At 75.3% G+C, this 25,801-nt stretch carries 16 protein-coding genes; 9 read left to right on the top strand and 7 right to left on the bottom strand.

Annotation, left to right across the window (positions count from 1 at the left end; genetic code table 11):
- Positions 1-13 precede the first annotated feature (13 nt).
- A complete protein-coding gene (locus AC3WT4_RS17600; protein ID WP_051028266.1) occupies positions 14-442 on the top strand; it encodes an ester cyclase in 429 nt (142 codons plus the stop codon).
- On the opposite strand, the gene mnmA is transcribed toward AC3WT4_RS17600, so the two are convergent.
- Both mnmA and AC3WT4_RS17590 read right to left on the bottom strand, forming a co-directional pair.
- Positions 415-1,611 (bottom strand): tRNA 2-thiouridine(34) synthase MnmA, encoded by a 1,197-nt coding sequence (mnmA, locus tag AC3WT4_RS17595; RefSeq protein ID WP_492316086.1) that lies wholly within the window; start codon positions 1,609-1,611, stop codon positions 415-417. The genes AC3WT4_RS17600 and mnmA overlap by 28 nt on opposite strands.
- Positions 1,608-2,828 carry a cysteine desulfurase family protein gene (locus AC3WT4_RS17590; RefSeq protein ID WP_492316100.1) on the bottom strand — a complete coding sequence of 407 codons (1,221 nt, stop codon included), beginning with the start codon at positions 2,826-2,828 and terminating at the stop codon, positions 1,608-1,610. The genes mnmA and AC3WT4_RS17590 overlap by 4 nt, the downstream gene beginning before the upstream one ends.
- Positions 2,829-3,117: 289 nt before the next feature.
- On the opposite strand from AC3WT4_RS17590, the gene AC3WT4_RS17585 reads away from it, so the two are divergent.
- Positions 3,118-4,164 carry an aminoglycoside phosphotransferase family protein gene (locus AC3WT4_RS17585; RefSeq protein ID WP_400113054.1) on the top strand — a complete coding sequence of 349 codons (1,047 nt, stop codon included), beginning with the start codon at positions 3,118-3,120 and terminating at the stop codon, positions 4,162-4,164.
- Positions 4,165-4,206: 42 nt separating this feature from the next.
- On the opposite strand, the gene AC3WT4_RS17580 is transcribed toward AC3WT4_RS17585, so the two are convergent.
- The 3 genes from AC3WT4_RS17580 to AC3WT4_RS17570 form a co-directional block, all read right to left on the bottom strand.
- Positions 4,207-6,339: a PhoX family protein gene (locus AC3WT4_RS17580; protein ID WP_492316085.1), complete on the bottom strand. Its 2,133-nt coding sequence runs from the start codon at positions 6,337-6,339 to the stop codon at positions 4,207-4,209.
- A 126-nt stretch (positions 6,340-6,465) separates the two neighbouring features.
- Positions 6,466-7,473, bottom strand: coding sequence for an electron transfer flavoprotein subunit alpha/FixB family protein (locus AC3WT4_RS17575; protein WP_257418927.1), 1,008 nt, complete (start codon positions 7,471-7,473; stop codon positions 6,466-6,468).
- Between the two features lie 13 nt (positions 7,474-7,486).
- Complete coding sequence (locus AC3WT4_RS17570; protein ID WP_074807464.1) at positions 7,487-8,302, bottom strand: electron transfer flavoprotein subunit beta/FixA family protein; 816 nt, start codon at positions 8,300-8,302, stop codon at positions 7,487-7,489.
- 151 nt (positions 8,303-8,453) lie between these two features.
- On the opposite strand from AC3WT4_RS17570, the gene glgX reads away from it, so the two are divergent.
- From glgX to AC3WT4_RS17555, 3 genes are read left to right on the top strand one after another with little or no spacing between them, the layout of a single operon-like run.
- The gene (gene glgX, locus AC3WT4_RS17565) at positions 8,454-10,898 is read left to right on the top strand and encodes a glycogen debranching protein GlgX (RefSeq protein WP_492316099.1); all 2,445 of its coding nucleotides are present in this window, start codon (positions 8,454-8,456) and stop codon (positions 10,896-10,898) included.
- Positions 10,891-12,645: an FAD-binding dehydrogenase gene (locus AC3WT4_RS17560; protein WP_492316084.1), complete on the top strand. Its 1,755-nt coding sequence runs from the start codon at positions 10,891-10,893 to the stop codon at positions 12,643-12,645. Before glgX ends, AC3WT4_RS17560 begins: the two co-directional genes overlap by 8 nt.
- 20 nt (positions 12,646-12,665) lie before the next feature.
- Positions 12,666-13,841, top strand: a complete 1,176-nt coding sequence (locus tag AC3WT4_RS17555; RefSeq protein ID WP_083385127.1) for a hypothetical protein — start codon at positions 12,666-12,668, stop codon at positions 13,839-13,841.
- 53 nt (positions 13,842-13,894) lie between these two features.
- On the opposite strand, the gene AC3WT4_RS17550 is transcribed toward AC3WT4_RS17555, so the two are convergent.
- On the bottom strand, positions 13,895-14,899 hold the full coding sequence (locus AC3WT4_RS17550) for a type IV toxin-antitoxin system AbiEi family antitoxin domain-containing protein (RefSeq protein ID WP_492316083.1): 1,005 nt from the start codon (positions 14,897-14,899) through the stop codon (positions 13,895-13,897).
- 182 nt (positions 14,900-15,081) lie between these two features.
- The gene (gene glgP, locus AC3WT4_RS17545; protein WP_492316082.1) at positions 15,082-17,685 is read right to left on the bottom strand and encodes an alpha-glucan family phosphorylase; all 2,604 of its coding nucleotides are present in this window, start codon (positions 17,683-17,685) and stop codon (positions 15,082-15,084) included.
- Positions 17,686-17,752: 67 nt separating this feature from the next.
- Here glgP and AC3WT4_RS17540 point away from each other — a divergent pair, with 67 nt between their 5' ends.
- From AC3WT4_RS17540 to glgB, 4 genes are all read left to right on the top strand, one after another.
- Positions 17,753-19,978, top strand: coding sequence for an alpha-1,4-glucan--maltose-1-phosphate maltosyltransferase (locus AC3WT4_RS17540; RefSeq protein ID WP_492316081.1), 2,226 nt, complete (start codon positions 17,753-17,755; stop codon positions 19,976-19,978).
- The gene (treS, locus tag AC3WT4_RS17535; RefSeq protein ID WP_492316080.1) at positions 19,975-21,780 is read left to right on the top strand and encodes a maltose alpha-D-glucosyltransferase; all 1,806 of its coding nucleotides are present in this window, start codon (positions 19,975-19,977) and stop codon (positions 21,778-21,780) included. Before AC3WT4_RS17540 ends, treS begins: the two co-directional genes overlap by 4 nt.
- Positions 21,781-21,861: 81 nt before the next feature.
- On the top strand, positions 21,862-23,361 hold the full coding sequence (locus AC3WT4_RS17530; protein WP_492316079.1) for an aminoglycoside phosphotransferase: 1,500 nt from the start codon (positions 21,862-21,864) through the stop codon (positions 23,359-23,361).
- Between the two features lie 84 nt (positions 23,362-23,445).
- Positions 23,446-25,677 (top strand): 1,4-alpha-glucan branching protein GlgB, encoded by a 2,232-nt coding sequence (gene glgB, locus AC3WT4_RS17525; RefSeq protein WP_400113409.1) that lies wholly within the window; start codon positions 23,446-23,448, stop codon positions 25,675-25,677.
- Positions 25,678-25,801: the final 124 nt, after the last annotated feature.

The following is a 25,801-nucleotide window of genomic DNA, read 5'->3' as shown; positions in this document are numbered from 1 at the left end:
GAAGGACCCCGCCATGGGCACGCACGAGAACAAGGCCGCCGCCGTCGCCGTGCACACGCACGCGATCCCGGGCAACCACGCCGACGCCGTCGCGGCGCTGCTCGCGCCGGGCTTCCGCAACCACGACGCCGCACCGGGCGGCGACGGAGGCGACGAGGGCCTCGTCGCGACCATGCACTGGTACGCGGACGCGTTCGAGGACCAGCGCGTCGAGGTGCTGCACGCGGTCGCGGAGGGCGACCTCGTGGCGCTGCACGTCGAGCTCAGCGCCCGGCACACCGGCTACTTCCGGGGCGTCGCGCCGACGGGCCGCCGGTTCCGCGTGCGCGAGATGCACGTGCTGCGGTTCGCCGAGGGGCGCGCGGCCGAGCACTGGTGCGTGCGCGACGAGTCGGCGCTCGTGCGGGCGCTCGCTCACCCGGCGGCCGTCGGCGTGGGCTGAGCGCCCCGTGCGCCCGGCGCACCGGGGCCGAACGCAGCACGGCCGGCCCGGTACGCCCGGTCGACCGTGCCCTGCCCGAGCACGCGCGTCCCGGCGTAGACGACGAGCGACTGCCCGGCCGCGACACCCCGCAGCGGCGTGCCCGTGAGCTCGACCTCGATCGACCCGCCGGGGACGCTGCGCACGCGCGCGGGGACGGGCGCGCCGTGCGCCCGGACCTGCACCTCGACGTCGGCCGGCTCGCCCGCGGGCGGGCACGCGTCGTCGAACCAGACGGCAGACCCCGCCTCGATCCGGTCGACGCTGAGCAGCTCGGCCGGGCCGACGACCACCCGGTTGCTCGCGGGCTGGACGTCGAGCACGTACCGGGGGCGGCCGTCGGGCGCGGGTCGGTCGATGCCGAGACCCTTGCGCTGGCCGACCGTGTACGCGTAGGCGCCGTCGTGCTCGCCGAGCACCACGCCGTCCGCGTCGACGACCTCCCCCGGCCGCGCGCCCAGGCGCGCGCGCAGGAAGCCCTGGGTGTCGCCGTCGGCGACGAAGCAGATGTCGTAGGAGTCCGGCTTCGCGGAGACCGACAGGCCGCGCCGCGCCGCCTCGGCGCGGACCTCGTCCTTGGACGCGAAGCCGCCGAGCGGGAAGACCGCCCGCGCGAGCCGCTCGGGACCCATGACCGCGAGGACGTAGGACTGGTCCTTCGCCGTGTTCGGAGAGCGGTGCAGCTCGTGGACCGTGCGCGTCCCGCCGGGGGCGGACGCGTCGGGGACCTCGCGCGTCTCGACGCGCGCGTAGTGGCCCGTCGCGACGGCGTCGAATCCGAGCGCCGTCGCCTTGTCGAGCAGCGCCTCGAACTTGATGTGCTCGTTGCAGCGCACGCACGGGTTGGGCGTGCGCCCGGCCTCGTACTCGGCGAGGAAGTCGGCGACCACCGTGTCCTCGAACCGCTCGGAGAGGTCCCACACGTAGTACGGGATGCCCAGCGCGTCGGCGGCGCGCCGCGCGTCGCCCGCGTCCTCGATCGAGCAGCACCCGCGCGAGCCGGTGCGGAACTGGTCGCGGTCGCGCGAGAGCGCCATGTGCACGCCGACCACCTCGTGCCCGGCCTCGACCGCGAGCGCCGCGGCGACGGCCGAGTCGACGCCGCCCGACATGGCGGCGAGGACCCTCACGCGGCACCGCCCGTGCGGCTGCGCGCCGGGCTCGACGCGAGGCCCGCGGCCCGGGCGCGCTCGACGGCCCGGGGCAGGGCGTCGAGGAGGCGCGCGACGTCGTCGCGCGTGGACGTGACTCCGAGCGAGAAGCGGAGCGCGCCCCGCGCGTCGGCCTCGGGCACGCCCATCGCGAGCAGGACGTGCGACGGCTGCGGCACGCCGGCCTGGCACGCCGAGCCGGTCGAGGCCTGCACGCCCGCGGAGTCGAGCAGGTAGAGCAGGGAGTCGCCCTCGGCACCGGGGAAGGTGAAGTGCGCGTTGCCGGGAAGCCGGACGACGTCGTCGTGCGCGCCGGGCTCGGGTCCGCTGAGCACCGCGTCCGGGACGCGCTCGCGCACGCCCGCGACGAGCTCGTCGCGCAGCGCGGCGAGGTGCGCGGCCCGCTCGGCCCGGTGCGCGACCGCCTCGGTGACCGCGACGCCGAACGCGCGGATCGCGGGGGCGTCGAGCGTCCCGGAGCGCACCCCGCGCTCCTGGCCCCCGCCGTGCAGCACGGGCGTGAGCGGGGCGTCGCGCCGCGCGAGGAGCGCGCCGACCCCGACGGGCCCGCCGACCTTGTGGCCCGACACCGTCATCGCGTCGAGCCCGCTCGCGGCGAAGTCGACGGGCACCTGCCCGACGGCCTGCACGGCGTCGGAGTGCACCGGGATGCCGTGCGGGCGCGCGAGCTGCACGACCTCCGGCACGGGCTGCAGCGTCCCCACCTCGTTGTTCGCCCACATGACGGAGATCAGGGCGATCTCGTCGGCGTGCTCCGCGATCTCGGCCCGCAGGGCGTCGAGGTCCACGCGCCCCTCGGCGTCCACGGGCAGCAGGACGATCTCGGCGCCCGCGTGCTCCGCCATCCAGAACGCGGGGTCGAGCACCGCGTGGTGCTCGACGGCGGACACCACGATGCGCCGACGGCGCGGGTCGGTGGTCCGGCGGCCCCAGAACAGGCCCTTGACCGCGAGGTTGTCGGCCTCGGTGCCGCCTGCCGTGAAGACGACCTCGCTCGGGCGGGCGCCGAGCGCGGCCGCCACCGACTCGCGCGCCTCCTCGACCGTGCGCCGCGCGGCCCGGCCCGCGGCGTGCAGCGACGACGGGTTGCCCGTACGGGTCAGCTCGTCGACGAACGCGTCGCGCGCCGCCGGGGACAGCGGCGTCGTGGCGGCGTGGTCGAGGTAGGCCGTCACGGGGACGGGGGTCGGCCCGCCGGGCGCACCGGGGCCGACGCCGGTCACGGGGCCGGGAGCAGGGGTCACGGTCACCCAGTCTACGAACCGCGGGGCGACGCTCGCGGTCCGAGGAGTGGGCGGCGCTGGACATCCCGGTGGAAAGCGCTAGGTTGTGGGACATCTACGCCCGGCCGTCGCCGGGCGCTCGCCCGGTCGCAGGACCGCCGTCGCGCGCCACACGTCGCCGCGGGACGGGAACGTGCCGCGGGCGGGACCGCCAGCCACCGACAGGGGAAGTGGCCTCTCGATGCCCGAGGACGTCGCGCCGCCCGCCGTCGAGACCACCGGGGACGTCCCGGTCGCCTCCGGCGGCCGACGCCTGCTCTGGGCCGACCTGCCGCTCGCGCTGCGCGACGAGCTGGAGGCCGTCGCCGGGGGCAGGGTCGTGCACGAGCGCTCGGTCCCGGCCGGGTTCAGCCCGGGCCTCGCGTCCGTCCTCACGCTCGACGACGGCAGCCGCCTCTTCGTCAAGGCGGCCCGGACCGCCGACGAGCCCGTGGCCGCCGACCTGCACCGCGCCGAGGCGAAGGTCGCGACGCGGCTGCCGCGCGCCGTCCCCGCACCACGCTTCGCCTGGGGGCACGGCGACGGCGACTGGGTCGCGCTCGCGTACGAGGCGGTCGACGGGCGCTCGCCCGGCACGCCGTGGGACCCGCACGAGCTCGACCGCGTGCTCGCCGCGCTCGTCCGGGTCGCGTCCGTGCCCGGGGCACGGGCCATGCGCCTGCCGCCCACCGGCCCGGACTTCGCCGGCATGGCCACGGGCTGGCGCGCCCTGCGGGCCGACCCGGACCCCGGCCTGGCCGCGCTCGTGCCCTGGGCGGCGGCGCACCTCGACGCGCTCGCGGAGGCCGAGCGCGGCGCGCTCGTCGCGTGCGAGGGCGAGTCGTTCGTGCACGGCGACCTGCGCGCCGACAACGTGCTGCTGACCCCGGAGAAGGTCTACCTCGTGGACTGGCCGTACGCGTCGCGCGGCGCGGCGTGGCTCGACCTGGCGATGCTCCTGCCGAGCGTCGTCATGCAGGGCGTCCGGGACGTGTGCGAGCCCGTCACGGTGAGCGCCGACCCGGCTCGACGCGCGCGCGGGGGCGCCTGGGCGGCCGCGACGTTCGCCGCGCACCCGCTCGGCCAGGACGTGCACCCCACGGACCTGCGTGCCGTCGTCGCGGGGATCGCCGGGTACTTCCTGCACTCCGCGCGGCAGCCCGCGATCCCGACCATCCCCCGCCTGCGACCGTTCCAGCGCGCCCAGGGCGTCGCGGCCGTCGCGTGGCTGGAGCACCTGGGGCTCTGAGCGCGCGGGCCCCGGCGCCGCCGTGGCGCCGGGGCCCGGGCGTCAGTCCTGCCAGACCTGCACCACCGCGGGCCGCGGCCCGGCGAAGGCTCCCGGGGGCACCGGAGCCCCCGGGGTCAGGTAGTCCGGGAAGGACGACACCTGGGCGTCGAACGTCCCGTCCTCCCCGGGGTGCTGCACCGCGACGTAGACCATGCGGTCCGTCGAGTCGACGAGCGGCCCGCACGTCTCGGCGCCGCGCGGTACCGAGAGGAACTGCTCGACCCTCCCGCGCTCGCGGCCGTCGAGCGTGACCTTGAACAGCCCGTCGCATTTCTGGATCGTGCTCGGCTGGCCGTCGGTCGAGATCCACAGGTTGCCCTCGGCGTCGAACGCGAGGTTGTCCGGGCACGAGATCGGGGAGACCTTCTCCCTCGGGTAGCCCGAGAAGTAGGTGGAGGAGTTCGTCGCGGGGTCGCCCGCGACGAGCAGGAGGTTCCAGCGGAACGTCAGCGCCGCGGCGTCGTCGCGGTCCTCGACGATCTCCACCACGTGCCCGTCGCGGTTCGTGGTGCGCGGGTTCGGCTCGGTCGCGCCCTCGGCTGCGCCCGGGCCGCGCGAGGTGTTGTTCGTGCACGCGACGTACACGCGGCCCGTGACGGGGTTGGGCTCGACGTCCTCGGGGCGGTCCATCTTCGTCGCCCCGACCTTGTCGGCCGCGACGCGGGTGTAGACGAGCACCTCCTCGACGCTCATGCCCGCGACGGCGCTGCGCCCGTCGACGACGAGCGGCAGCCACTCGCCCCGGCCGTCGAACGCGCCGTCGGACGGCACCGCGCCCGAGCCGTCGATCTCGGACGCCGGCGAGTCGCCGCGGAACCGCGCGACGTACAGCGAGCCCTCGGTGAGCAGCGTCTTGTTGTGGCGGCGGGCGCCCTCGCTGTTCCCCGGGCGCATCGTGCGCGAGGAGACGAACTTGTACACGTAGTCGAAGCGCTCGTCGTCGCCCATGTACGCGACCGCGTTCCCGCGGCGCGACAGGACGACGTTGGCGCCCTCGTGCTTGAACCGGCCGAGCGCGGTGTGCTTCACCGGCGGCTCGTCGGGCGCGTACGGGTCGATCTCGACGATCCAGCCGAACCGGTTCGGCTCGTTCTCGTACCCGGGGTTGCGGGCGTCGAAGCGCGGGTCGTCGAGCTCCCAGCCGTACCCCGTCGCGGCGTCGCGCAGACCGTAGCGGGCGTCGTGGCCCGTGCCCGACGTGCGGAAGTACCCGTTGTAGTTCTCCTCGCCCGAGAGCACCGTGCCCCACGGCGTGGTGCCGCCCGCGCAGTTGTTGAGCGTGCCGAGCACGCGCGTCCCCGACGGGTCGGCGACGGTCCTGACGAGGTCGGACCCCGCGACCGGTCCGGTGAGGCGGAACTCGGTCCCGAGGTGCACGCGGCGGTTGTACCGGCTGTCCGCCACGTAGTCCCACGGCGTCCCGGTCCGACGACGACGCACCTCGACGACGGACATCCCGTGCGCCGCGCGCTCGATCGCCCGGCGGGTCGGGGCGTCGTACGAGGCGTCGAACATGATGGCGGGGTTCGTGTACTCGTGGTTCGCGACGAGCAGCCCGCGCGTCCCGCGGCCCGGCCCCTTCCCCGCGCCGCGGCCGCCGGCGAGGGCGTGCTGGCGCTCGAACGGCAGGATGTCGAGGTAGTCGTTGTTGTAGCCGAACTGCCGCGCCTGCTGCTCCGGGGTCTGGCGCGAGACGTCGAACGGCGCACCGCCGCGCAGGATCGGGTCGCCCCAGCGGATCACCGGGCGCCACCGGTAGCCCTCCGGGACGACGAGCGCGTCCCGCGTGGCGGGCTGGGGCGAGATCGCGCCGAACGCGAGGCCCTTCTGCGGGCGGCCACCGCCGTGGCCGCCGTGTGCCGCGACGCCCTGGGCGGCGGCGGACGGCGCGGTGACCGTCTGCGCGCCGAGCACGACGGCCGCGGCTCCCACCGCGAGCCCGCCGAGCAGCGCGCGGCGCGACAGCGCGCCGGCGACGACGTCGCGGAACGTCTCGTTCGCGCTCTCGTTGGGGACCGGGTGCGAGCACGCGTCCGCGCACTTCAGCCGGCAGGTGACGGGGCTGCGCTTGCCGCGCGCGTGCGGCGCGACGGAGAGCAGGGGGCGATGCTCGGGGGCAGGCGTGATCGTCATCGGTCGTCTCCACGGGTCGGGGGACCTCCCCGTCACCGGGGAGTCGGCCCGACGCTAGGAACGATCGGTGACCGGCCGGTCACCGCCCGGAGGACACCGGGTGAACTCTCGGCGCCGACCGGGCGGTCAGCCCTGCGACGCCCGGTGCTCCCGCAGCACCTCGGCCGCCTGCGGCAGCACGTCCGCGAGGTCGCCCACGACCGCGAAGTCCGAGATCTCGAACAGCGGGCACTCCGGGTCGTTGTTCACCGCGACGATCACCTGCGACGCCTGCATGCCGCCGCGGTGGTGCGGGGCGCCGGAGATGCCCGCGCCGATGTACACGCGCGGTGCCACGGTCACGCCCGTCTGCCCGACGAACTGGTCGTGCCAGCCCTCGTAGACCGCGTCGCGCGTCGCGCCCACGGCGGCGCCCAGCGCGTCGGCGAGCTCGACCACGGGGCCGAAGTCGCCGTTCGTGCCCCGGCCCCCCGCCACGACGATCGCGGCCTCCCCGAGCGCGGGACGGCCCGCGCCCGCGGACGCGTCGACCGTGCGGGACACGACGCGCGCCGCGGTCGCCGCGGGGGTCAGCTCGACGCGCAGCGCCTCGACCTCGGTCGCGACGGCGGCGTCCGCCGGCTGCGGCACCACCGAGTTCGCGCGGAGCGTCAGCACCGCCGGGTCGGTGAGGATCTCGCTGCGCACGTCCCACGAGCCCGCGAAGACGCGCTTGTCGGCCACGAGGTGGGTGCCGTCGTCGTGCAGCGCGGACGCGTCGACGACGAGACCGGCCCCCGTGAGGAACGCGAGGCGCGCCGCGGCCTCCTTGTTCGGGAACGACGACGTCAGCAGGACGGCGTCGGCGTGCGACGCGCGCGCGGCCGCCGCGAGGACCTCCGCGACGACGGGCGTCAGGTGCAGCGCGTCGCCGGTGACGACCTCGCCGCCGGACGACGGCTCGGCCTGGCGCACGAGCGCGACGCCGTGCGCGCCGAGCTGGGCGAGGACGCCGACGCTCGGCGCCTCGAGCGCGACGGCCTCCACGCGTCCCAGCGCGCGGCCGAGGGTGATCAGCTCCAGCACGGGCGACCGCAGCTCGGTGGCCGCGGAGTCGAGGAGGACGAGGACGGTACGGGCCCCGGGGGTGCTCATGTGCGGACGCCTCTCAGACCAGGTCGTTGCGGATGAGGAACTCGGCGAGGGCGCGGCCGCCCTCGCCCTTGTCGACGACGATCTCGGCATCGGGGCGCGGCGGCCGCGGCGACGCGTCGAGCACGCGCGTGCGGGCGCCCGCGTCGCCGACGAGCGCCGCGTCGACGCCGAGGTCGGCGAGGCTCCACGCCTCCACGGGGCGCGTGCGCGCCGCCATGATGAGCTTGAAGTTCGGCATGCGCGGGTCGTTCGCGTGGTCGGTCACCGACACGACGGCGGGGAGCGGCGCCTCGAGGACCTCCTCGACGCCGTCGAGCTCGCGCGTGACGCGGGCGGTGCGTGCGCCCGGCTCGCCCTCGACCTCGAGCTTCCCGGCGAGCGTGAGCTGCGGCAGCCCGAGCTCGGCCGACAGGAGCGCCGGGACGACGGAGCCCAGCCCGTCGAGCGCGGCCATGCCCGTCACGACGACGTCCACCGGGGCCTCGTCGGCGAGGCGGCGCACCGCGGCGGCGAGGACGCGTGCGGTGCCGAAGTAGTCGGAGCCCGCGATCGCGTCGTCGCTCACGCGCACCCCGCGGTCGGCACCGAGCTGGTAGGAGCGGCGCACGGCGCCGTCGGCGTCCGGCCCGGCGACGGTGAGCACGACCACCTCGCTGGTCTCGCGCTCCTCCTCGGGCAGCGCCTCCTTGAGGCGCAGCGCGGCCTCGACCGCGTTCTCGTCGAGCTCGTTGAGCGTGCCCTCGTCGGCCCGGCGCACCACGCGGCCGGCCTCGAAGCCCCGGTCGGCGTGGATGTCCGGGACGTACTTCACGGCGACGACGATCCGCATCGGCTGCTCTCCCTGTGCGCTGGGCGGTCGGCCGGAGAGGTACCCGGCCCGCTCCGCCGAAGCCTACCGGCGGGCGACCGGAGGAGCCGGTGACACCCGCCACAATGGACGGGTGCACGAGCCGTCGCCCGACCCGAGACCCGTCCCGCCGATCGCCCCCGGGAGCGTCGACCGGCACGCCCTCGTCCCACCGCTCGGGGTCCGCCTCGCCGGCGACGGCGTCGACGTCGCCGTGCTCGCGTCGCACGCGACCGCCGTCGAGCTGTGCCTCGTGGACGTGGTGGACGCGGCGCTCCCCGCGCACGACCCGGCGCGCTACCGCGAGCGCCGGGTCCCGCTCGTCGGCCCCGCCTACGGCGTGTGGCACGGCCACGTCCCGGGCGTCGGCGCCGGCCAGCGATACGGCTTCCGCGTCCACGGGACGTGGGACCCGGCCGCCGGCCTGCGGCACAACCCCGCGAAGCTGCTCGTCGACCCGTACGCCCGGGGCCTCGCCGGCGACCTCGTGGACGACCCGGCGATCCGCGGCCAGGTCGGCGACGACCCGTACGGCCCGCCCGACCCGCGCGACTCGCTGCCGTTCGTGCCTCACGCCGTCGTCGTCGCCGAGCCGACCGGGACGCTCGCTCCCCGCCCGCGCGTCCCGTGGCGCGACACGGTGGTCTACGAGGCGCACGCGCGCGGCCTCACGCAGCGTCTGGACGCGTTGCCCGAGCACCTGCGCGGCACGTACGCGGGCGTCGCGCACCCGGTGACGATCGAGCACCTGCGGAGCCTGGGGGTCACGACCGTCGAGCTGCTCCCGGTGCACGCCAACGTGCCGGAACCACACCTCCTGGCGAGCGGCCGCACCAACTACTGGGGCTACTCGACCCTCGGGTTCTTCGCTCCCCACGCCGCGTACGCCACGCGCGCCGCGCAGGAGGCCGGGCCGGGCGCCGTCCTCGACGAGGTGCGCGGCATGGTGCACCTGCTGCACGAGGCGGGGATCGAGGTGCTGCTCGACGTCGTGCACAACCACACGTGCGAGGGCGGGGCCGACGGGTACCACCTGTCGTGGCGCGGCCTCGACAACGCCGGGTACTACCTGCACGACGGCGGCTCCCCCGCGCGTCTCGCGGACGTCACCGGGACGGGCAACTCGCTCGACTTCCGGCGCCCCGCGGTCGTGCGGGCGGCGCTCGACTCGCTGCGGTACTGGGCCGAGGTCGTCGGGGTGGACGGGTTCCGGTTCGACCTCGCCGTCACGCTCGGCCGGGGCCCCACCGGGTTTGACCCGGACCACCCGTTCCTCGTCGCGCTCCAGACGGACCCGGTGCTGTGCGGGCTCAAGCTCGTCGCCGAGCCCTGGGACGTGGGCCCCGGCGGGTGGCGCACCGGGCAGTTCCCGCCGCCGCTCGCCGAGTGGAACGACCGCTTCCGCGACGCCGCCCGCCAGTTCTGGCTCGCGGACGCGCGCGAGGCGTCGCACGGGCGGCCGGGTCACGGCGTCCGGGACCTCGCGACGCGCCTCGCGGGCTCGGCCGACCTGTTCGGCCGCTCGGACCCGCCGCTCGTGCGCGGCCCCGTCGCGTCCGTGAGCTACGTGACCGCGCACGACGGCTTCACGCTCGCCGACCTCGTCGCGTACGACCACAAGCACAACCTCGCGAACGGCGAGGACAACCGTGACGGGACCGACGACAACCGGTCCTGGAACCACGGGCTCGAGGGCCCGGTCGCGCCCGACGCCACCACGGGCCGGGGGCTCGCCGGCCCCGGCGTCGAGATCGCCCCGCTCCGGCGCCGCTCGATCCGCAACCTGCTCGCGACGCTCGTGCTCGCCGCGGGCACCCCGATGCTCACCGCGGGCGACGAGATGGGCCGCACCCAGCGCGGCAACAACAACGCCTACGTGCAGGACGACGAGACGTCGTGGGTCTCGTGGGACCTGTCCCCGTGGCGCAAGGACCTGCTGGCGACCGCCCGCCACCTCCTCGCCCTGCGGCGCGAGCACGCCGCGCTGCGCCCCGACGCGTTCTTCACCGGCCGCCCGCGCCCCGCGGCGCCGGACGGCCCCGGTGGCGCGGCCGCCGGCACGGCGGCGGGCGGGGCAGGCGGCGCGGCGGCGGGTGGGGCGGCCGACGGCGGCCACGGCCCCGGCCCGACGGCGGTGCCCGACCTGACGTGGTTCGACGCCGCCGGCGGCCCGCTGGACCACGGGGCGTGGCACGACCCGGGCGTCCGGACGCTCCAGATGCTGCGGACCGCCCTGGAGCCCGGCGACGCCGACGTGCTCGTCGTGCTCACCGGGGCGCTCGACCCGGTCGACGTGACCCTCCCGGGTCTGCGGGCCGACGCGGGCGGCGAGCCCGAGCGCTGGGAGCTCGCGTGGGACTCGGACTGGGAGCACCCGGGCGACCCGGACCGTGCCGCGGGCGAGAGCGCCTCCCGCCCGGGCGACGTCGTCGGGCTCGAGGCGCTGAGCCTGCGCGTGTACGTCTCCCCCACCCCGCCGAGGTCACGCGAGGTGGAGCCGTGGGCGCTCGTGGTAGAGCCATCGGCGCTCGAGCCCGCCCGGGTCTGGACACGTGCTCTACTCTTCCCGCATGAGTGACAGCGCGGTCGACTCCTCCCCCACCCCTCCCACGATCGAGGACCCCGAGGTCGTCGTCGTGGGGGCCGGGCTCTCCGGTCTCGTCGCGGCGACCGAGCTCGCGGCGGCGGGCCGCCGGGTGGTCCTGCTCGACCAGGAGCCGGCGGCGAGCCTGGGCGGGCAGGCGTGGTGGTCGTTCGGCGGGCTCTTCCTCGTCGGCTCGCCCGAGCAGCGGCGCATGGGCGTCACGGACTCCGCCGAGCTCGCGTTCGACGACTGGCTCGGGTCCGCGCAGTTCGCGCCCGGCGCGGACCGCGGCGAGGGCCCCGACCGGCACGGCTACGCGTGGGCGCAGGGGTTCGTGGACTTCGCCGCCGGCGAGATGCGCGGCTGGCTGCACGGCAAGGGCGTGCGATGGTTCCCGCTCGTGCAGTGGGCGGAGCGTGGCGGGTACCCGGTGCGCTCGGGCGCCGACGGGTCCGCCGGGGGCGCGCACGGGAACTCCGTGCCCCGCTTCCACGTCACGTGGGGCACCGGCCCGGGCGTCCTCGAGCCGTTCGTCCGTGCCGCCCTGGACGCGCGCGCCGCGGGCCTGCTCGACGTGCGGTTCCGGCACCGGGTCACCTCGCTCGTCATGACCGACGGCGCGGTGACGGGCGTGCGCGCGGAGGTGCTCGCGCCGTCGGACGCCGAACGCGGGGCGCCGTCGTCGCGCGACGTCGTCGGGGAGGTGGAGATCGCGGCGAGCGCCGTCGTCGTGACCTCGGGCGGCATCGGCGCGAACCACGAGCTCGTGCGCTCGCGCTGGCCGCAGACGGCGGGCCGGCTCCCCGCCCGCATGCTGTCCGGCGTCCCCGACTCGACCGACGGGCTCATGATCGGTGTCGCCGCCGACGCGGGCGCGGCGCTCGTGCACGAGGACCGCATGTGGCACTACCCGGAGGGGATCGCGAACCACTCGCCGGTGTGGACGGACCACGGGATCCGGATCCTGCCCGGGCCGAGCTCGCTCTGGCTCGACGCCGACGGCAACCGGCTGCCCGCCCCGCTGTTCCCCGGCTTCGACGCCCTCGGCGCGCTCCAGCACGTCACCGAGCGCGGCGACGACCACTCCTGGTTCGTGCTCAACAAGGCGATCATGGAGTCGGAGTTCGCGCTGTCCGGATCGGAGCAGAACCCCGACCTCACCGGCAAGGACGTGCGGCTCCTCGCCCAGCGCGTGCTGCCCGGCGCCGTCGGGCCGGTCGCGCGCTTCGCCGAGCAGTCGCCGGAGTTCGTGTGGGCGGACACCCCCGAGGAGCTCGCCGCGCGGATGAACGCGCTCGTCGAGGCGACGCCGGGCTCGCGCGGGCACGTCGACCCCGCGGCGCTGGCCCGCGTCGTCCGGCTGCGCGACGAGCAGGTCCGCACCGGGCTGGGCAAGGACCCGCAGGTCGTCGCGACGGCGATGGCGCGCCGCTACCGCGTCGACCGGCTCATCCGCGTGTCCCCGCCGCGGCCGCTGACGACCCCGAAGGACGGGCCGCTGCTCGCCGTCCGCCTCTCCGTGCTGACGCGCAAGACGCTCGGGGGGCTGTGGACGGACGGCTCCGCGCGGGTCCTGCGCGCGGACGGGTCCGTGCTGCCCGGGCTCTGGGCCGCGGGCGAGGCGGCCGGGTTCGGCGGGGGCGGCGTGCACGGCCACCGTGCGCTCGAAGGGACGTTCCTCGGCGGGTGCCTCTACTCCGGCCGTGTCGCCGGCCGCGCGGTCGCCGCCGACCTGGGCTGACCCGGGTAGGGTCGGCGACCATGACCGTGCCCGACGACGCGTCCCCGGCCCCCGCGCCCGGCGCCCCCGCGGCGGTCGACGAGCTCGACGTCCCCGCCTGCGAACGCCTGTTCCGCCGCAACGGTCTCCCGCTGCTCGTCGAGGGGCACTCGCTCGACCGCGACGTGTTCGGGCGGTCGGCCCCGTTCCTCCTCGTCGTGCTGCTCGCCGAGCTCTCCGGCGCGGTGCGCTCGGGCTGGCCCGCGTGGGCGAACGCGCTCGCGCTCCTCGGCGCCGCGGCGATCGTCGCGGCCGCGTACGCGGGGCTCAACGTGGTGCGCGGTCGGCCGTGGTCCACGCTCCCGCAGTCCGTCGGTGTCCCCGAGCTGGCGTTCTTCGTGCTCGTGCCCGCCCTCCTGCCGGTCGTGTTCGGCGGGCAGTGGGGCGACGCCCTGCTCACCGTCGTCGGCAACCTCGTGCTGCTCGGGGTCGTGCGCGTCGTCGTCGGGTACGGCGTGCTGTCGTCGTTGTGGTGGGGGCTCGCGCGCGTCACCGACGAGCTCGGCGCCGCCCTGCTGCGCCTCGTGCGTCTGCTGCCGCTGCTGCTCGTGTTCTCCCTCGTGCTCTTCTACAACGCCGAGGTGTGGCAGGTGTTCGACCGGACGCACGGCGTCGCCGACCTCGTGCTCGGCGCGTTCTTCGCGCTGCTCGTCGTGCTGTTCGTCGGTCTGCGCTCGCCGGCCGAGGCCCGGGAGGCGCTCGCGGAGACCGCCGCGCGGCACCCTGGGCACGAGGACGCGGCGCGCTTCAGCCGTGGCCAGACGGCGAACCTCGCGACGATGATCGCGACGAGCCAGCTCCTCCAGGTCCTCGTCGTGAGCCTCGGCATGGGCGTGTTCTTCATGGCGCTCGGCACGCTAACCGTGACCCCCGAGGTCATGGCGCTGTGGGACGTCGACGGCGGCACCTGGCAGCGGACGCTCTCGCTCGTCGGCGGGGGCGGCGTCGGCGGCGCGGACCTCGTCGTGACGCAGACGCTGCTGCGCGTCTCGGTCGCGATCGCGACGTTCACCGGGCTCTACTACGCCATCTCCGTGCAGGTCGACGCCGTGTACCGCGAGGAGTTCGTCGACGGCATCGAGACCCAGCTCGCCGACGTCGTGCGCGCCCGCTCGCGCTACCTCGACCTCCTCGCCACGCCCCCGCCCGCGAGATAGAGGCGGCTGGCTAGAGGTAGAGCCCGGTGTGTTCTACGTCGCGACCGGCACCTCTATCTCGCGGTGCGTCGCGCGAGCGCGGCCCGGATCCGGCCGAGGAGGACGTCGGGGTCGGCGAGGTCGTCCCACGTCACCCGCAGGACGAGCCAACCGGCCTCGACCAGCGCGTCGTGCCGAGCCTTCTCCGCGAGCAGGCGGCCCCGCGGGTCGCCGTACCCGCCGCCGGAGTACTTGACGGCTCCGTCGAACTCCACCGCCACCCGGAGCGCCGTCCACGCGAGGTCCAGCCGGTACGTGCCGCGCCAGGTGGTCGCCGGGAGGTTCGGCTCAGGGTGCGGGAGACCGCCGTCGACCACCAGCCAGCGGACGACGCTCTCGCCGGGCGACTCCGACCGGGCATCCGCCTCGGCGAGCAGCCGACGCGCACGCCGGACGCCGCGCCCGCCGGCAGCCGCCTCCAGGACCTCCTCGACCCTCCGCACGTCGGCCCCTGCACGGAACCCGGAGTCCGCCACCACGATGCCCGACGTCGGGCTGAGGGAACGGGCGCAGTCGACGATCGTGCGCTCCAGCGAGGTGACCGGCAGTCCGCCGAGCTCGGCGCGATCTCTCTCGGGCAGCGCCGTCCAGTGCCTGTGGAGCTCGGGGTCGGTCCGGCGCACGGACGGGTTCCCGAGCTGCGTCACGTGGACCTCGTCCGCGAGGCGCCAGGTCCACAGGCCGTGCAGCACGGCCGCGGTCGAGTGGCTGAACCAGTAGTCCGTCGTCAACCGACCCGCGAGGGCGACCGCACGCGCGACGACGGCCTCCCGCCGCCGCTGCGCCGGTGAGGCCGCAGCCGGAGGCGGGGCAGCGTAGGCACCCTGACGCACCCGGACGAGCGTGCCGCTGCGGACGGCGGCGGCGATCTCCGCGCGCCGCTCCGCCGAGAACCGCACGACCGACGGCAGCGTCGCCGGGGCATGCGCTCCGTCCTGTCGCCCCGGTGGGCGCCCCGTGCTCCGGGGACGGCTCGCCGTCCGACGTGCGTGCTCGACCTCGTGCTCGTCCGCGCTCATGGGCTCAGACTGGCCGAGCGCGGTGGCGTCGACCAGGGGCGGCGGCGGATCTGTGGACGACCGGCGGCCGTCTGCCTCGGGCTCGTCACCCACCGCGATTCCGCGAGAAAGAGCCTGCGGTCGCGAGGTAGAACTCTGAGAGTTCTACCTCGCGACCGAAGGCTCTACCTCGGCGGAGGTGGTCAGGCGTTCGTGACGAGGCCCAGCTCGGCGACGCTCGGGAGGCCGTCGTGGGTCGGGACGACGCGGACGGTGTAGCCGAACGGTCCGGACGCGTCGAGCACGACGTCGCCCGCGAACGCGTAGCGGCCGGCCTCGTACGTCTCGGCGAGCGCGAGCGGCTCGGCCGTGAACTCCTCGATGACGTCGGCCTCGCTGACGCGCCCGTGCACGACCTGCACCTGGACGTCCTCGGGGCGCAGGTCGCCGAGCGACACGTACGCGCGGACCGTGAGGCGGTCCCCGACCTGCGGCACCTCGCCGATGCCGGCCGAGTCGACGTGGTCGACGCGCACGCGCGACCAGCCGTCGCGCACGGCGTGCTTCCACTGCGCGAGCTCGCGGGCGGGCGCGAGCCCGTCGGCGGCCAGCGCGCGCCCGGCCGCTGCTGCCGGGGCGTACAGGCGCGTGACGTACTCGCCGACCATGCGCGTCGCCTGGACCTTGGGGCCGAGCGTCGCGAGCGTGTGCCGCACCATCTCGAGCCACCGGCCGGGCACGCCGTCGGCGTCGCGGTCGTAGAAGCGAGGCGCGACCTGCTGCTCGACGAGGTCGTAGAGCGCGGCGGCCTCGAGGTCGTCGCGACGGTCCGCGTCCTCGACGCCGTCGGCGGTCGGGATGGCCCAGCCGTTCTCGCCGTCGTACCACTCGTCCCACCACCCGTCGAGGATCGACAGGTTGAGGCCGCCGTTGAGCGCCGACTTCATGCCCGACGTGCCGGACGCCTCCAGCGGGCGCAGCGGGTTGTTGAGCCAGACGTCGCAGCCCGGGTAGAGCGACTGCGCCATGGCGATGTCGTAGTTCGGCAGGAAGACGATGCGGTGCCGCACCTCGGGGTCGTCCGTGAAGCGGACGAGCTGCTGGATGAGCCGCTTGCCCTGGTCGTCCGCAGGGTGCGACTTGCCCGCGACGACGAGCTGGACCGGGCGCTCGGAGTGCAGCAGCAGCGCCTTGAGGCGTTCCGGGTCACGCAGCATGAGCGTGAGCCGCTTGTACGTGGGCACGCGGCGCGCGAACCCGATGGTGAGGACGTCGGGCGAGAGCACGTCGTCGACCCAGCCGAGCTCCGCCGGGGTCGCGCCGCGCTCGCGCCAGGACTTGCGCACGCGGCGACGCGCCTCGTCGACGAGCCGGCCGCGCATCTCGCGCCGGATCGCCCAGAGCTCGCCGTCGCCGACGGCGCCGTCCCCGTCGCCGCGCAGCCAGCGCGACGACGCGTGCTCGGCCGTGAGCTCGTCGAGCCCGAGCCGCTCGGCCTCGAGGGCCGCGAGCGCCGGGTCGACCCACGTGGGCGAGTGGACGCCGTTCGTCACCGAGGTGATGGGGACCTCGCGGGCGTCGAAGCCCGGCCACAGGCCCTCGAACATCCCGCGCGACACCTCGCCGTGCAGGAGCGAGACGCCGTTCGCCCGCCCGCCGAGGCGCAGGCCCATGACGGCCATGTTGAACACGGTCGGGTCGCCGCCGTCGTAGTCCTCGGCCCCGAGGGCGAGGACGCGCTCGACGGGCAGGCCGTCGACCGCCATGTCGCCGCCGAAGTACTGCGCGACGAGGTCGCGGCCGAACCGGTCGATGCCGGCGGGCACGGGCGTGTGCGTCGTGAAGACCGTCGCGGCGCGCACGGCCTCGAGCGCCGCGTCGAACGTGAGGCCCTGCTCGACGAGCTCGCGGATGCGCTCGACGCCGAGGAACCCCGCGTGGCCCTCGTTGGTGTGGTAGACCTCCGGCTCCGGCGCACCGGTGAGGCGCGACCACAGGCGCAGCGCGCGCACGCCGCCCACGCCGAGCAGGAGCTCCTGCTGGAGGCGGTGCTCGCCGCCGCCGCCGTAGAGGCGGTCGGTCACCTTGCGCGCGGCCTCGTCGTTGCCGGGCACGTTCGAGTCGAGCAGGAGCAGCGGCACGCGGCCGACGGCCGCGACCCACACGTGCGCGTGGAGCGTCCTGCCACCGGGCAGGGCGAGCGAGACGCGCGCGGGCGTGCCGTCGTCGTCGCGCAGGAGGGTGAGCGGCAGGCCGTCCGGGTCGAGGAGCGGGTACGTCTCGACCTGCCAGCCGTCGCGCGTGAGCGACTGCTTGAAGTAGCCGGCGCCGTAGAGGAGCCCGACGCCGACGATCGGCACGCCGAGGTCGCTCGCGCTCTTGAGGTGGTCACCGGCGAGGATGCCGAGGCCGCCGGAGTACTGGGGCAGCACGGACGTGATGCCGAACTCGGGCGAGAAGTACGCGATCGCGGCCGGGAGGGAGCCACCGCCCTCCGACGTCTCCGCGGCACGCTCCTGGTACCACAGCGCGTCGTCGAGGTAGTGGCGCAGGTCGGCCGCCGCAGCACGCACGCGCTCGACGAACGCGCCGTCGGCGGCGAGCTCGGCGAGGCGCTCGGGCCCGAGCGCACCGAGCAGCGCGACGGGGTCGCCGTGGACCGCCGCCCACGTCTCGGGGTCGATACCGGCGAACAGGTCGCGCGTTGGCGCGTGCCAGGACCAGCGCAGGTTGTGCGCGAGCTCGTCCAGGTCGCGCAGCTCGGCGGGCAGCAGGGTGCGGACGGTGAACCGTCGGATGGCTCTCACGGGGACGAGACTACGCAGCCTGGCGCCGGTGCACACCCCCGCGCCGCAACCTGTGTGTAACGCTTGCATGAAATTTCACCCGGGTACCGCGCGGGACCCGTCCGCGACGCGCCGACCCCTCTCCCAGGTGCCTGGCCCCCGTGCCCCTCGATACGTTGTGCGTGTGACGTCGACCCCTCCGGCCCTCGCGCCGCACCGCCCCCGCGCCACCGGTGCCCCTCGCCCCCGAGGCGGCGCCCCCGCTCCCGCCCCTGCCGCACCCGTCGGACGCATCCCCGTGCTCGAGGTGTCGCCCGTCGTCGAGGGCGGCCGGTGGCCCGCCAAGGCCGTCGTCGGCGAGATGGTGCCGATCGAGGCGACCGTCTTCCGGGAGGGCCACGACGCCGTCGCCGCGACCGCCGTCCTCGTCGCGCCCGACGGCACCGAGCGCACGGCGCCCATGGTCGACGTCGCCCCCGGGCTCGACCGGTTCCGCGCCACGCTCCACCCGGACGCGGTCGGCGACTGGTCGCTGCGCGTCGAGGCGTGGAGCGACCCCTACGGCACGTGGGCGCACGACGCGACGGTCAAGGTCGCGGCGGGCGTCGACGTCGAGCTCATGCTCGCCGAGGGCGTGCGGCTCTTCGAGCGCGTCCTCGCCGACGCCGTCCCCCTCCCCGGGCGCGACGGCACGCCCGGCCGCCGGACCCCCGCAGACGACCGCACGCTCGCCGACGCGCTCGCCGCGCTCGCCGACGCGAGCCGCCCCGCCGAGGCGCGGCTCGTCGCGGCGACGTCGCCCGAGGTGCGTGACGTCCTGGAGCGCGCCCCGCTGCGCGACCACGTCACGGCGTCCGCCACGTACCCGCTGCGCGTCGAACGCCCGCTCGCGCTCGCGGGCGCGTGGTACGAGATGTTCCCGCGCTCCGAGGGCGCCCGACGGCTCAAGGACGGGCGCTGGCGCTCGGGCACGTTCACCGCCGCCGCCCGGCGTCTGCCCGCGATCGCGGAGATGGGCTTCGACGTCGTCTACCTGACGCCCGTCCACCCCATCGGCACGACGCACCGCAAGGGCCGCAACAACTCCCTCACCGCGCTCCCCGGCGACCCGGGCAGCCCGTACGCCATCGGGTCGAAGGACGGCGGCCACGACGCGATCCACCCCGAGCTCGGCAGCGAGCGCACGTTCCGCGCGTTCGTCAAGGAGGCCCGGCGGCACGGGCTGGAGGTCGCGATCGACCTCGCGCTCCAGTGCTCGCCCGACCACCCCTGGGTCACCGAGCACCCCGAGTGGTTCACGACGCGCGCCGACGGCTCCATCGCGTACGCCGAGAACCCGCCGAAGAAGTACCAGGACATCTACCCGCTCAACTTCGACAACGACCCCGAGGGCATCTACGCCGAGGTGCTGCGCGTCGTGCGTGTGTGGATCGACCGCGGCGTCACCGCGTTCCGCGTCGACAACCCGCACACCAAGCCGCTCGACTTCTGGGAGTGGCTGCTGGCCGAGGTGCGCGCGACGAACCCCGAGGTCGTGTTCCTCTCCGAGGCGTTCACCAAGCCCGCGATGATGCACACGCTCGCGCGCATCGGGTTCCACCAGTCGTACACGTACTTCACCTGGCGCAACACGCGCGACGAGCTCGCGGAGTACCTCACCGAGGTCTCGGGCGAGGCCGGCGCCTACATGCGCCCGAGCTTCTGGCCCACGACCCACGACATCCTCCCGCCGTACCTCCAGCACGGCGGCGTGGCGGGCTTCGCGGTGCGCGCGGTGCTCGCCGCCCTCGGCTCGCCCACGTGGGGGATCTACTCCGGCTACGAGCTCGTCGAGAACGTGCCCCGCCCGGGCGTCGAGGAGCAGATCGACAACGAGAAGTACGAGTACAAGCCGCGCGACTGGGCGCTCGCCGACGAGATCGGGATCTCGACGCTGCTCACGCGGCTCAACGAGATCCGCCGCGACCACCCCGCGCTGCGCCAGCTCCGCAACCTCACGGTGCACCCGACGACGAACGACCAGGTGCTCGCGTTCTCGCGCCACCTGCCGGCCGAGCACTCGCCGACCGGCGAGGCGGACACGGTCGTCGTCGTGGTGAACCTCGACCCCCGCTCCCCGCAGGAGTCGAACGTGCACCTGGACCTCGCAGCCCTCGGCCTCCCCCCGCTCGCGGACGGCCAGGACCCCTGGGCGCCGTCGTTCGTCGCGCACGACGAGCTGACCGGCGAGAGCTACGGCTGGGGCCAGGACGTGTACGTGCGCCTCGAACCGCTGCGCCAGGTCGCGCACGTCATCCACGTGAGGACGTCATGACGCTCCCCCGGGACGCGGCCCCGGTCCCCGTGCGGGGGCCCGCCGCCGGTCCCGCGCCCGTGCCCCCGATCACCGCACCCGTGCCTGTCGCCGCCCTCCCGCCGCGACGCCAGCCCGCGCCGCCCGTCGAGACGCGCCCGGGGCTGTCCGACGACCCGGACTGGTACCGCACGGCCGTGTTCTACGAGGTGATCGTCCGCGCGTTCTCCGACTCCGACGGCAGCGGGACGGGCGACCTGCGCGGGCTCATCGACCGCCTCGACTACCTCCAGTGGCTGGGCATCGACGCGCTGTGGCTGCCGCCGTTCTACCCGTCTCCGCTGCGCGACGGCGGCTACGACGTGTCCGACTACACCGCGATCGCGCCGCAGTACGGCTCGACGTCGGACTTCGCGGAGCTCGTGAGCGAGGCGCACGCGCGCGGGATGCGCGTCGTCATCGACCTCGTCATGAACCACACGAGCGACCAGCACCCGTGGTTCCAGGCGTCGCGCGCCGACCCGGAGGGCCCGTACGGCGACTTCTACGTGTGGAGCGACGACGACACGCGCTACCAGGACGCGCGCATCATCTTCGTCGACACGGAGACGTCCAACTGGACGTTCGACCCGGTGCGGCGCCAGTTCTTCTGGCACCGGTTCTTCTCCCACCAGCCCGACCTCAACTTCGAGAACCCGCGCGTGGCCGACGCGATGCTCGACGTCGCGCGGTTCTGGCTGCAGATGGGGGTCGACGGGTTCCGCCTCGACGCGGTCCCGTACCTCTACGAGGCCGAGGGCACCAACTGCGAGAACCTGCCGCAGACGCACGAGTTCCTGCGCCGCGTGCGGCGCATGGTGGACACCGAGTTCCCGGGCCGCATCCTCCTCGCCGAGGCGAACCAGTGGCCGCGCGACGTCGTGGACTACTTCGGCACCGAGGAGGAGCCGGAGTGCCACATGTGCTTCCACTTCCCCGTCATGCCGCGCATCTTCTACGCGATCCGTGACCAGCGCGCGAACCAGGTCCTCGAGATCCTCGCCGACACGCCCGACATCCCGGCGGGCGCGCAGTGGAGCACGTTCCTGCGCAACCACGACGAGCTGACGCTCGAGATGGTCTCGACGGAGGAGCGCGCGTCGATGTACGGGTGGTACGCGCCCGACCCGCGCATGCGCGCCAACGTCGGCATCCGCCGTCGGCTGGCGCCCCTGCTCGACAACTCGCGCAAGGAGGTCGAGCTCGCGCACGCCCTCCTGCTCTCCCTCCCGGGCAGCCCGTGCCTGTACTACGGCGACGAGATCGGGATGGGCGACAACATCTGGCTGCCCGACCGCGACGCCGTGCGCACGCCCATGCAGTGGACGCCCGACCGCAACGCCGGGTTCTCCACCGCGGACCCCGGCAAGGTGTACCTGCCGCTCGTGCAGTCGCTGGTCCACCACTACGGCTACGTGAACGTGGAGGCGCAGCTCGAGCAGTCGACCTCGCTGCTGCACTGGGTGCACGGCATGCTCAAGGTCCGGCGGCGCCACCGCGCGTTCGGGACGGGCGAATTCCTCGCGCTCGAGTGCGACAACGAGTCGATCCTCGCGTTCCTGCGGCGCACGCCCACGGAGACGGTCCTGTGCGTGGCGAACCTCTCCGCGACCGCCCGGTCCGCGGCGGTGCACCTGCCGGGGCACGCGGGCGCGACGCTCACCGACGTCTTCGGCGGCGCGCGCTTCCCGGCGGTCGGGGACGACGGGCGCGTCGTCATGACGTGGGGCTCGCGCGACTTCTACTGGCTCGTCGTCGGGGGTCCCGAGGGCACGACCGCCTGACGGACGGCGAGATCGGGCGCCTCGTGGTCGGATGGTGCCTGCCCGACACGACCTGCCGACGACCAGCCCCAGGAGGCCTGCATGACGCTCCGACGGACGGACCTTCCCTCCTCGGAGCTCATGACGCTCCTCGACGCGTGGCTGCCGGAGCGCCGGTGGTACCCCGTCAAGGGCGTCGCCGTGCGGCACGTGCCGTGGCTGTCGTTCGCGCTCGACGTCCCGGCGACGGCGGCGCCGGACCCGGAGCGGGCCCCGCGCGTCGTCCTCCACCTGCTGCGGCTGCTCGGGGACGGCGTCGACCTCGTCGTGCAGGTGCCGCTCGTCCTCGAGCCGGTCGCCGCGGCGGCGGGTACCACGGGCGCCGCGGACCCGGCGGGCACCCCCGCCACGCCCGCCGGGCCGGGGCGCGCCCCCGCCGCCCCGCTCGGGACGGTCCACGACGCCGGGAGCGGCGCGACCGCCGGGACGTCCTGGCTCGTGCACGACGGCGCCGCGCACCCCGCGTGCTGGGCGGCGCTCCTGGCCGTGGCCGACTGGGGCACGCCCCCTGTCGCCGGGGCCGCGAGCGCCGACCCCGTCGACCTCGCGGGCGGGCGCGCGCTGAGCGTCGAGCAGTCGAACAGCTCGGTGCTGCTGCCCGGGGTCGCCGGCGGGACGATGCTCAAGGTGCTGCGGGCCATCGCGATCGGGCCCAACCCTGACCTGACCATCCCGCGCGCGCTCGCCGCGCAGGGGTGGGCGGGCGTCCCGCGACCGCTCGCATGGCTCGAGGTGGGCTGGGACGCGCAGGACGACCCGGCCCGTCCGGGCCACGTGCCGGACCCGACGGCGCCCCGCTCGGCGCACCTCGCGATCCTCAGCGAGTTCGTCGACGGCGCGCGCGACGGCTTCGACCTCGCGTGCGCGTACGCCGGGCAGGGGTCGTCGTTCGCGGACCTCGCCGCCGACCTCGGCCGCGTCCTCGCCGACCTGCACGCCGCGCTCCGGCGCGCGTTCGACGTGGGCTCCCCCGTCGACGCGCGGTGGCTCGTCGCCGACCTGCGGCGCCGCTCGGACGAGGCCGTGGCGTCGTCCGGCGCGCTCGGCCGGCGCGCGACCGAGATCGCCGCGTTCTGGGACCGCACGGCCGCACGGCTCGCGTCCGTCACGCGCGTCCCCGACGCCCTCCCGCGGCTCCAGACCGTCCACGGCGACCTGCACCTCGGGCAGGTGCTGCACGCCCGCCGGTTCGGCTGGAAGGTGCTCGACTTCGAGGGCGAGCCGCTGCGGCCGGTCGCGGAGCGCACGCGCCCCGACCTCGCCCTGCGCGACGTCGCCGGGATCGTGCGCTCGTTCGACTACGCGGCCGCCGTGGGGCGCGCTCCCGACGCCGCGTGGGCCGTCCAGGCGCGCGCCGCGTTCCTCGACGCGTACGAGCGCGCGGACACCGCGGGCGTCGACCACGCGACGTCGGAGGCGCTCGTCCGGGCGCTCACGCTCGACAAGGCGCTCTACGAGGTCGTCTACGAGTCGCGCAACCGCCCCGACTGGGAGCCCATCCCCCTCGCCGCCGTGGACCGCCTCCTCGCGGGCAACGCCTGACGTGCGCGGTCGCCCGGGCGCACGCACCGGACCGTCCGGCGAGCCCGTCCTGTGGGGGCGCGCGGGACGTGGAAAGGTTGCCCCATGACCGGCCCCGCCGCTTCCGCCACCCCGCCCCCCGTCGTCGTGCCGCAGGACGCCCTCGCCGCGGCCGCGGGCGGGCGCACGTTCGACCCGCACGCCGTGCTCGGCCCGCACCTCGCGGACGACGCCGCGGACGCGCGGGCCGTCGTCCGCGTCCTGCGCCCGCTCGCGGACGAGGTCGTCGTCGTCACCACCGACGGCGAGCACCCGGCGGCGCACGAGCAGGACGGGGTGTGGGCCGCCGTCGTGCCGGTGCACCAGGACGCCGACGGCACGCGGCACGCTCCCGACTACCGCGTCCGCACGCGCTACGGGCACGAGGCCACGACCGTCGACGACCCCTACCGGTTCCTGCCCACGCTCGGCGACGTCGACCTGCACCTGATCCGCGAGGGTCGGCACGAGGAGCTGTGGCGCGCGCTCGGGGCGAACGTCCGCACCTACCCGAGCGCGCTCGGCGACACGACCGGCACGGCGTTCGCCGTCTGGGCGCCGAACGCGCGCGCGGTCCGCGTCATCGGCGACTTCAACGGCTGGGGACCCACGCACCCCATGCGCTCGCTCGGGTCCACCGGGGTGTGGGAGCTCTTCGTGCCCGGCGTCGTCGCGGGCGCGCGCTACAAGTACGAGATCCTGGGGCCTGACGGCTCGTGGCGCCAGAAGGCCGACCCGCTCGCCAAGGCGGCCGAGGTGCCCCCGGCGACGGCGAGCATCGTGGTCGAGTCCCGGTACGAGTGGTCCGACGACGCGTGGCTCGCCGAGCGCGCCGCGCACGACCCCCACACGCGGCCGCTCAGCATCTACGAGGTGCACCTCGGCTCGTGGCGCCAGGGGCTGTCCTACCGCGACCTCGCGGAGCAGCTCACGGCGTACGTCGTCGAGCAGGGGTTCACCCACGTCGAGCTCCTGCCCGTCGCCGAGCACCCGTTCGGCGGGTCGTGGGGCTACCAGGTCACCGGCTACTACGCCCCGACGTCACGCTTCGGCCACCCCGACGACTTCCGCTACCTCGTCGACCGCCTGCACGCCGCCGGCATCGGGGTCGTCGTCGACTGGGTGCCCGCGCACTTCCCGCGCGACGAGTGGGCCCTCGCCCGGTTCGACGGCACCCCCTGCTACGAGCACGCCGACCCGCTGCGCGGCGAGCAGCCCGACTGGGGCACGTACGTCTTCGACTTCGGCCGCAACGAGGTCCGCAACTTCCTCGTCGCCAACGCGACCTACTGGCTCGAGGAGTTCCACGTCGACGCGCTGCGCGTCGACGCCGTCGCGTCCATGCTCTACCTCGACTACTCGCGCGGGCCCGGCCAGTGGCACCCCAACGTGCACGGCGGGCGCGAGAACCTCGAGGCCATCGCGTTCCTCCAGGAGGCCAACGCCACCGCGTACCGGCGCACGCCCGGGGTCATGATGATCGCCGAGGAGTCGACCGCGTGGCCGGGCGTCACCCGGCCCACCTCCGCGGGGGGCCTCGGGTTCGGGCTCAAGTGGAACATGGGCTGGATGAACGACTCCCTGCGCTACGTCGCCGAGGAGCCGATCAACCGCCGGTACCACCACCACGAGATCACGTTCTCCATGGTCTACGCGTACTCCGAGCAGTTCGTGCTCCCCATCAGCCACGACGAGGTCGTGCACGGCAAGGGCTCGCTGTACGGGAAGATGCCCGGCGACGACTGGCAGAAGCGCGCCGGCGTCCGCGCGTTCCTCGCCTACCAGTGGTCGCACCCCGGCAAGCAGCTCCTCTTCATGGGCAGCGAGATCGGCCAGCACTCCGAGTGGAACGAGGGCCGGTCGCTCGACTGGGACGGCCTCGCGGCCGACCCGGGCCGGCAGGGCGTGCAGCGCGCCGTGCGCGACCTCAACGCGCTCTACCGCGCGACCCCGGCCCTGTGGGAGCTCGACCACGACCCCTCAGGGTTCGAGTGGCTCGACGCCGACGACGCCGACCACAACGTCCTCGCCTACGTGCGCCGCGGGCGCGACGGCGGCGAGGTCGCGGTCGTCGTGAACTTCGCCGGGACGCCGCACGAGGGCTACCGCGTCGCGCTGCCGTCGGGCGGCGCGTGGCGGGAGGTCCTCAACACCGACGCGGAGGTCTACGGCGGCTCCGGCGTCGGCAACCTCGGCGAGGTCGAGGCGGAGCCCGTGCCGTGGAAGGGGCGCGCGTACTCCGCGGCCCTGCGCGTCCCTCCGCTCGGCGCGCTGTACCTCGTCCCGTCGTCGAGGTAGAGGTCTGGTCCGCCGAGGTCGTCGTCTGGTCGCCCTGGGTGGTGGGTGGGGCGGTGGCGCCGGGTCTACCATCCGCCGCTCGTTCCTCGCGGCTCCCGCCAGGCCCGCCACGACCCGGCGCCAC

The sequence above is a fragment of the Cellulosimicrobium sp. EB106-03-01-XG111 genome (genome assembly GCF_058792115.1).
This window is presented reverse-complemented; position numbering and strand designations above follow the sequence as displayed.

What these genes read in the sequence shown, in the direction of transcription:
- AC3WT4_RS17575 (WP_257418927.1), bottom strand. Translation starts at nt 7,473, where the DNA reads ATGAGCACCCCCGGGGCCCGTACCGTCCTCGTCCTCCTCGACTCCGCG.
- AC3WT4_RS17550 (WP_492316083.1), bottom strand. Translation starts at nt 14,899, where the DNA reads ATGAGCGCGGACGAGCACGAGGTCGAGCACGCACGTCGGACGGCGAGC.
- AC3WT4_RS17540 (WP_492316081.1), top strand. Translation starts at nt 17,753, where the DNA reads ATGAAATTTCACCCGGGTACCGCGCGGGACCCGTCCGCGACGCGCCGA.
- AC3WT4_RS17570 (WP_074807464.1), bottom strand. Translation starts at nt 8,302, where the DNA reads ATGCGGATCGTCGTCGCCGTGAAGTACGTCCCGGACATCCACGCCGAC.
- AC3WT4_RS17555 (WP_083385127.1), top strand. Translation starts at nt 12,666, where the DNA reads ATGACCGTGCCCGACGACGCGTCCCCGGCCCCCGCGCCCGGCGCCCCC.
- AC3WT4_RS17585 (WP_400113054.1), top strand. Translation starts at nt 3,118, where the DNA reads ATGCCCGAGGACGTCGCGCCGCCCGCCGTCGAGACCACCGGGGACGTC.
- AC3WT4_RS17600 (WP_051028266.1), top strand. Translation starts at nt 14, where the DNA reads ATGGGCACGCACGAGAACAAGGCCGCCGCCGTCGCCGTGCACACGCAC.
- AC3WT4_RS17530 (WP_492316079.1), top strand. Translation starts at nt 21,862, where the DNA reads ATGACGCTCCGACGGACGGACCTTCCCTCCTCGGAGCTCATGACGCTC.
- glgB (WP_400113409.1), top strand. Translation starts at nt 23,446, where the DNA reads ATGACCGGCCCCGCCGCTTCCGCCACCCCGCCCCCCGTCGTCGTGCCG.
- treS (WP_492316080.1), top strand. Translation starts at nt 19,975, where the DNA reads ATGACGCTCCCCCGGGACGCGGCCCCGGTCCCCGTGCGGGGGCCCGCC.
- AC3WT4_RS17560 (WP_492316084.1), top strand. Translation starts at nt 10,891, where the DNA reads ATGAGTGACAGCGCGGTCGACTCCTCCCCCACCCCTCCCACGATCGAG.
- AC3WT4_RS17580 (WP_492316085.1), bottom strand. Translation starts at nt 6,339, where the DNA reads ATGACGATCACGCCTGCCCCCGAGCATCGCCCCCTGCTCTCCGTCGCG.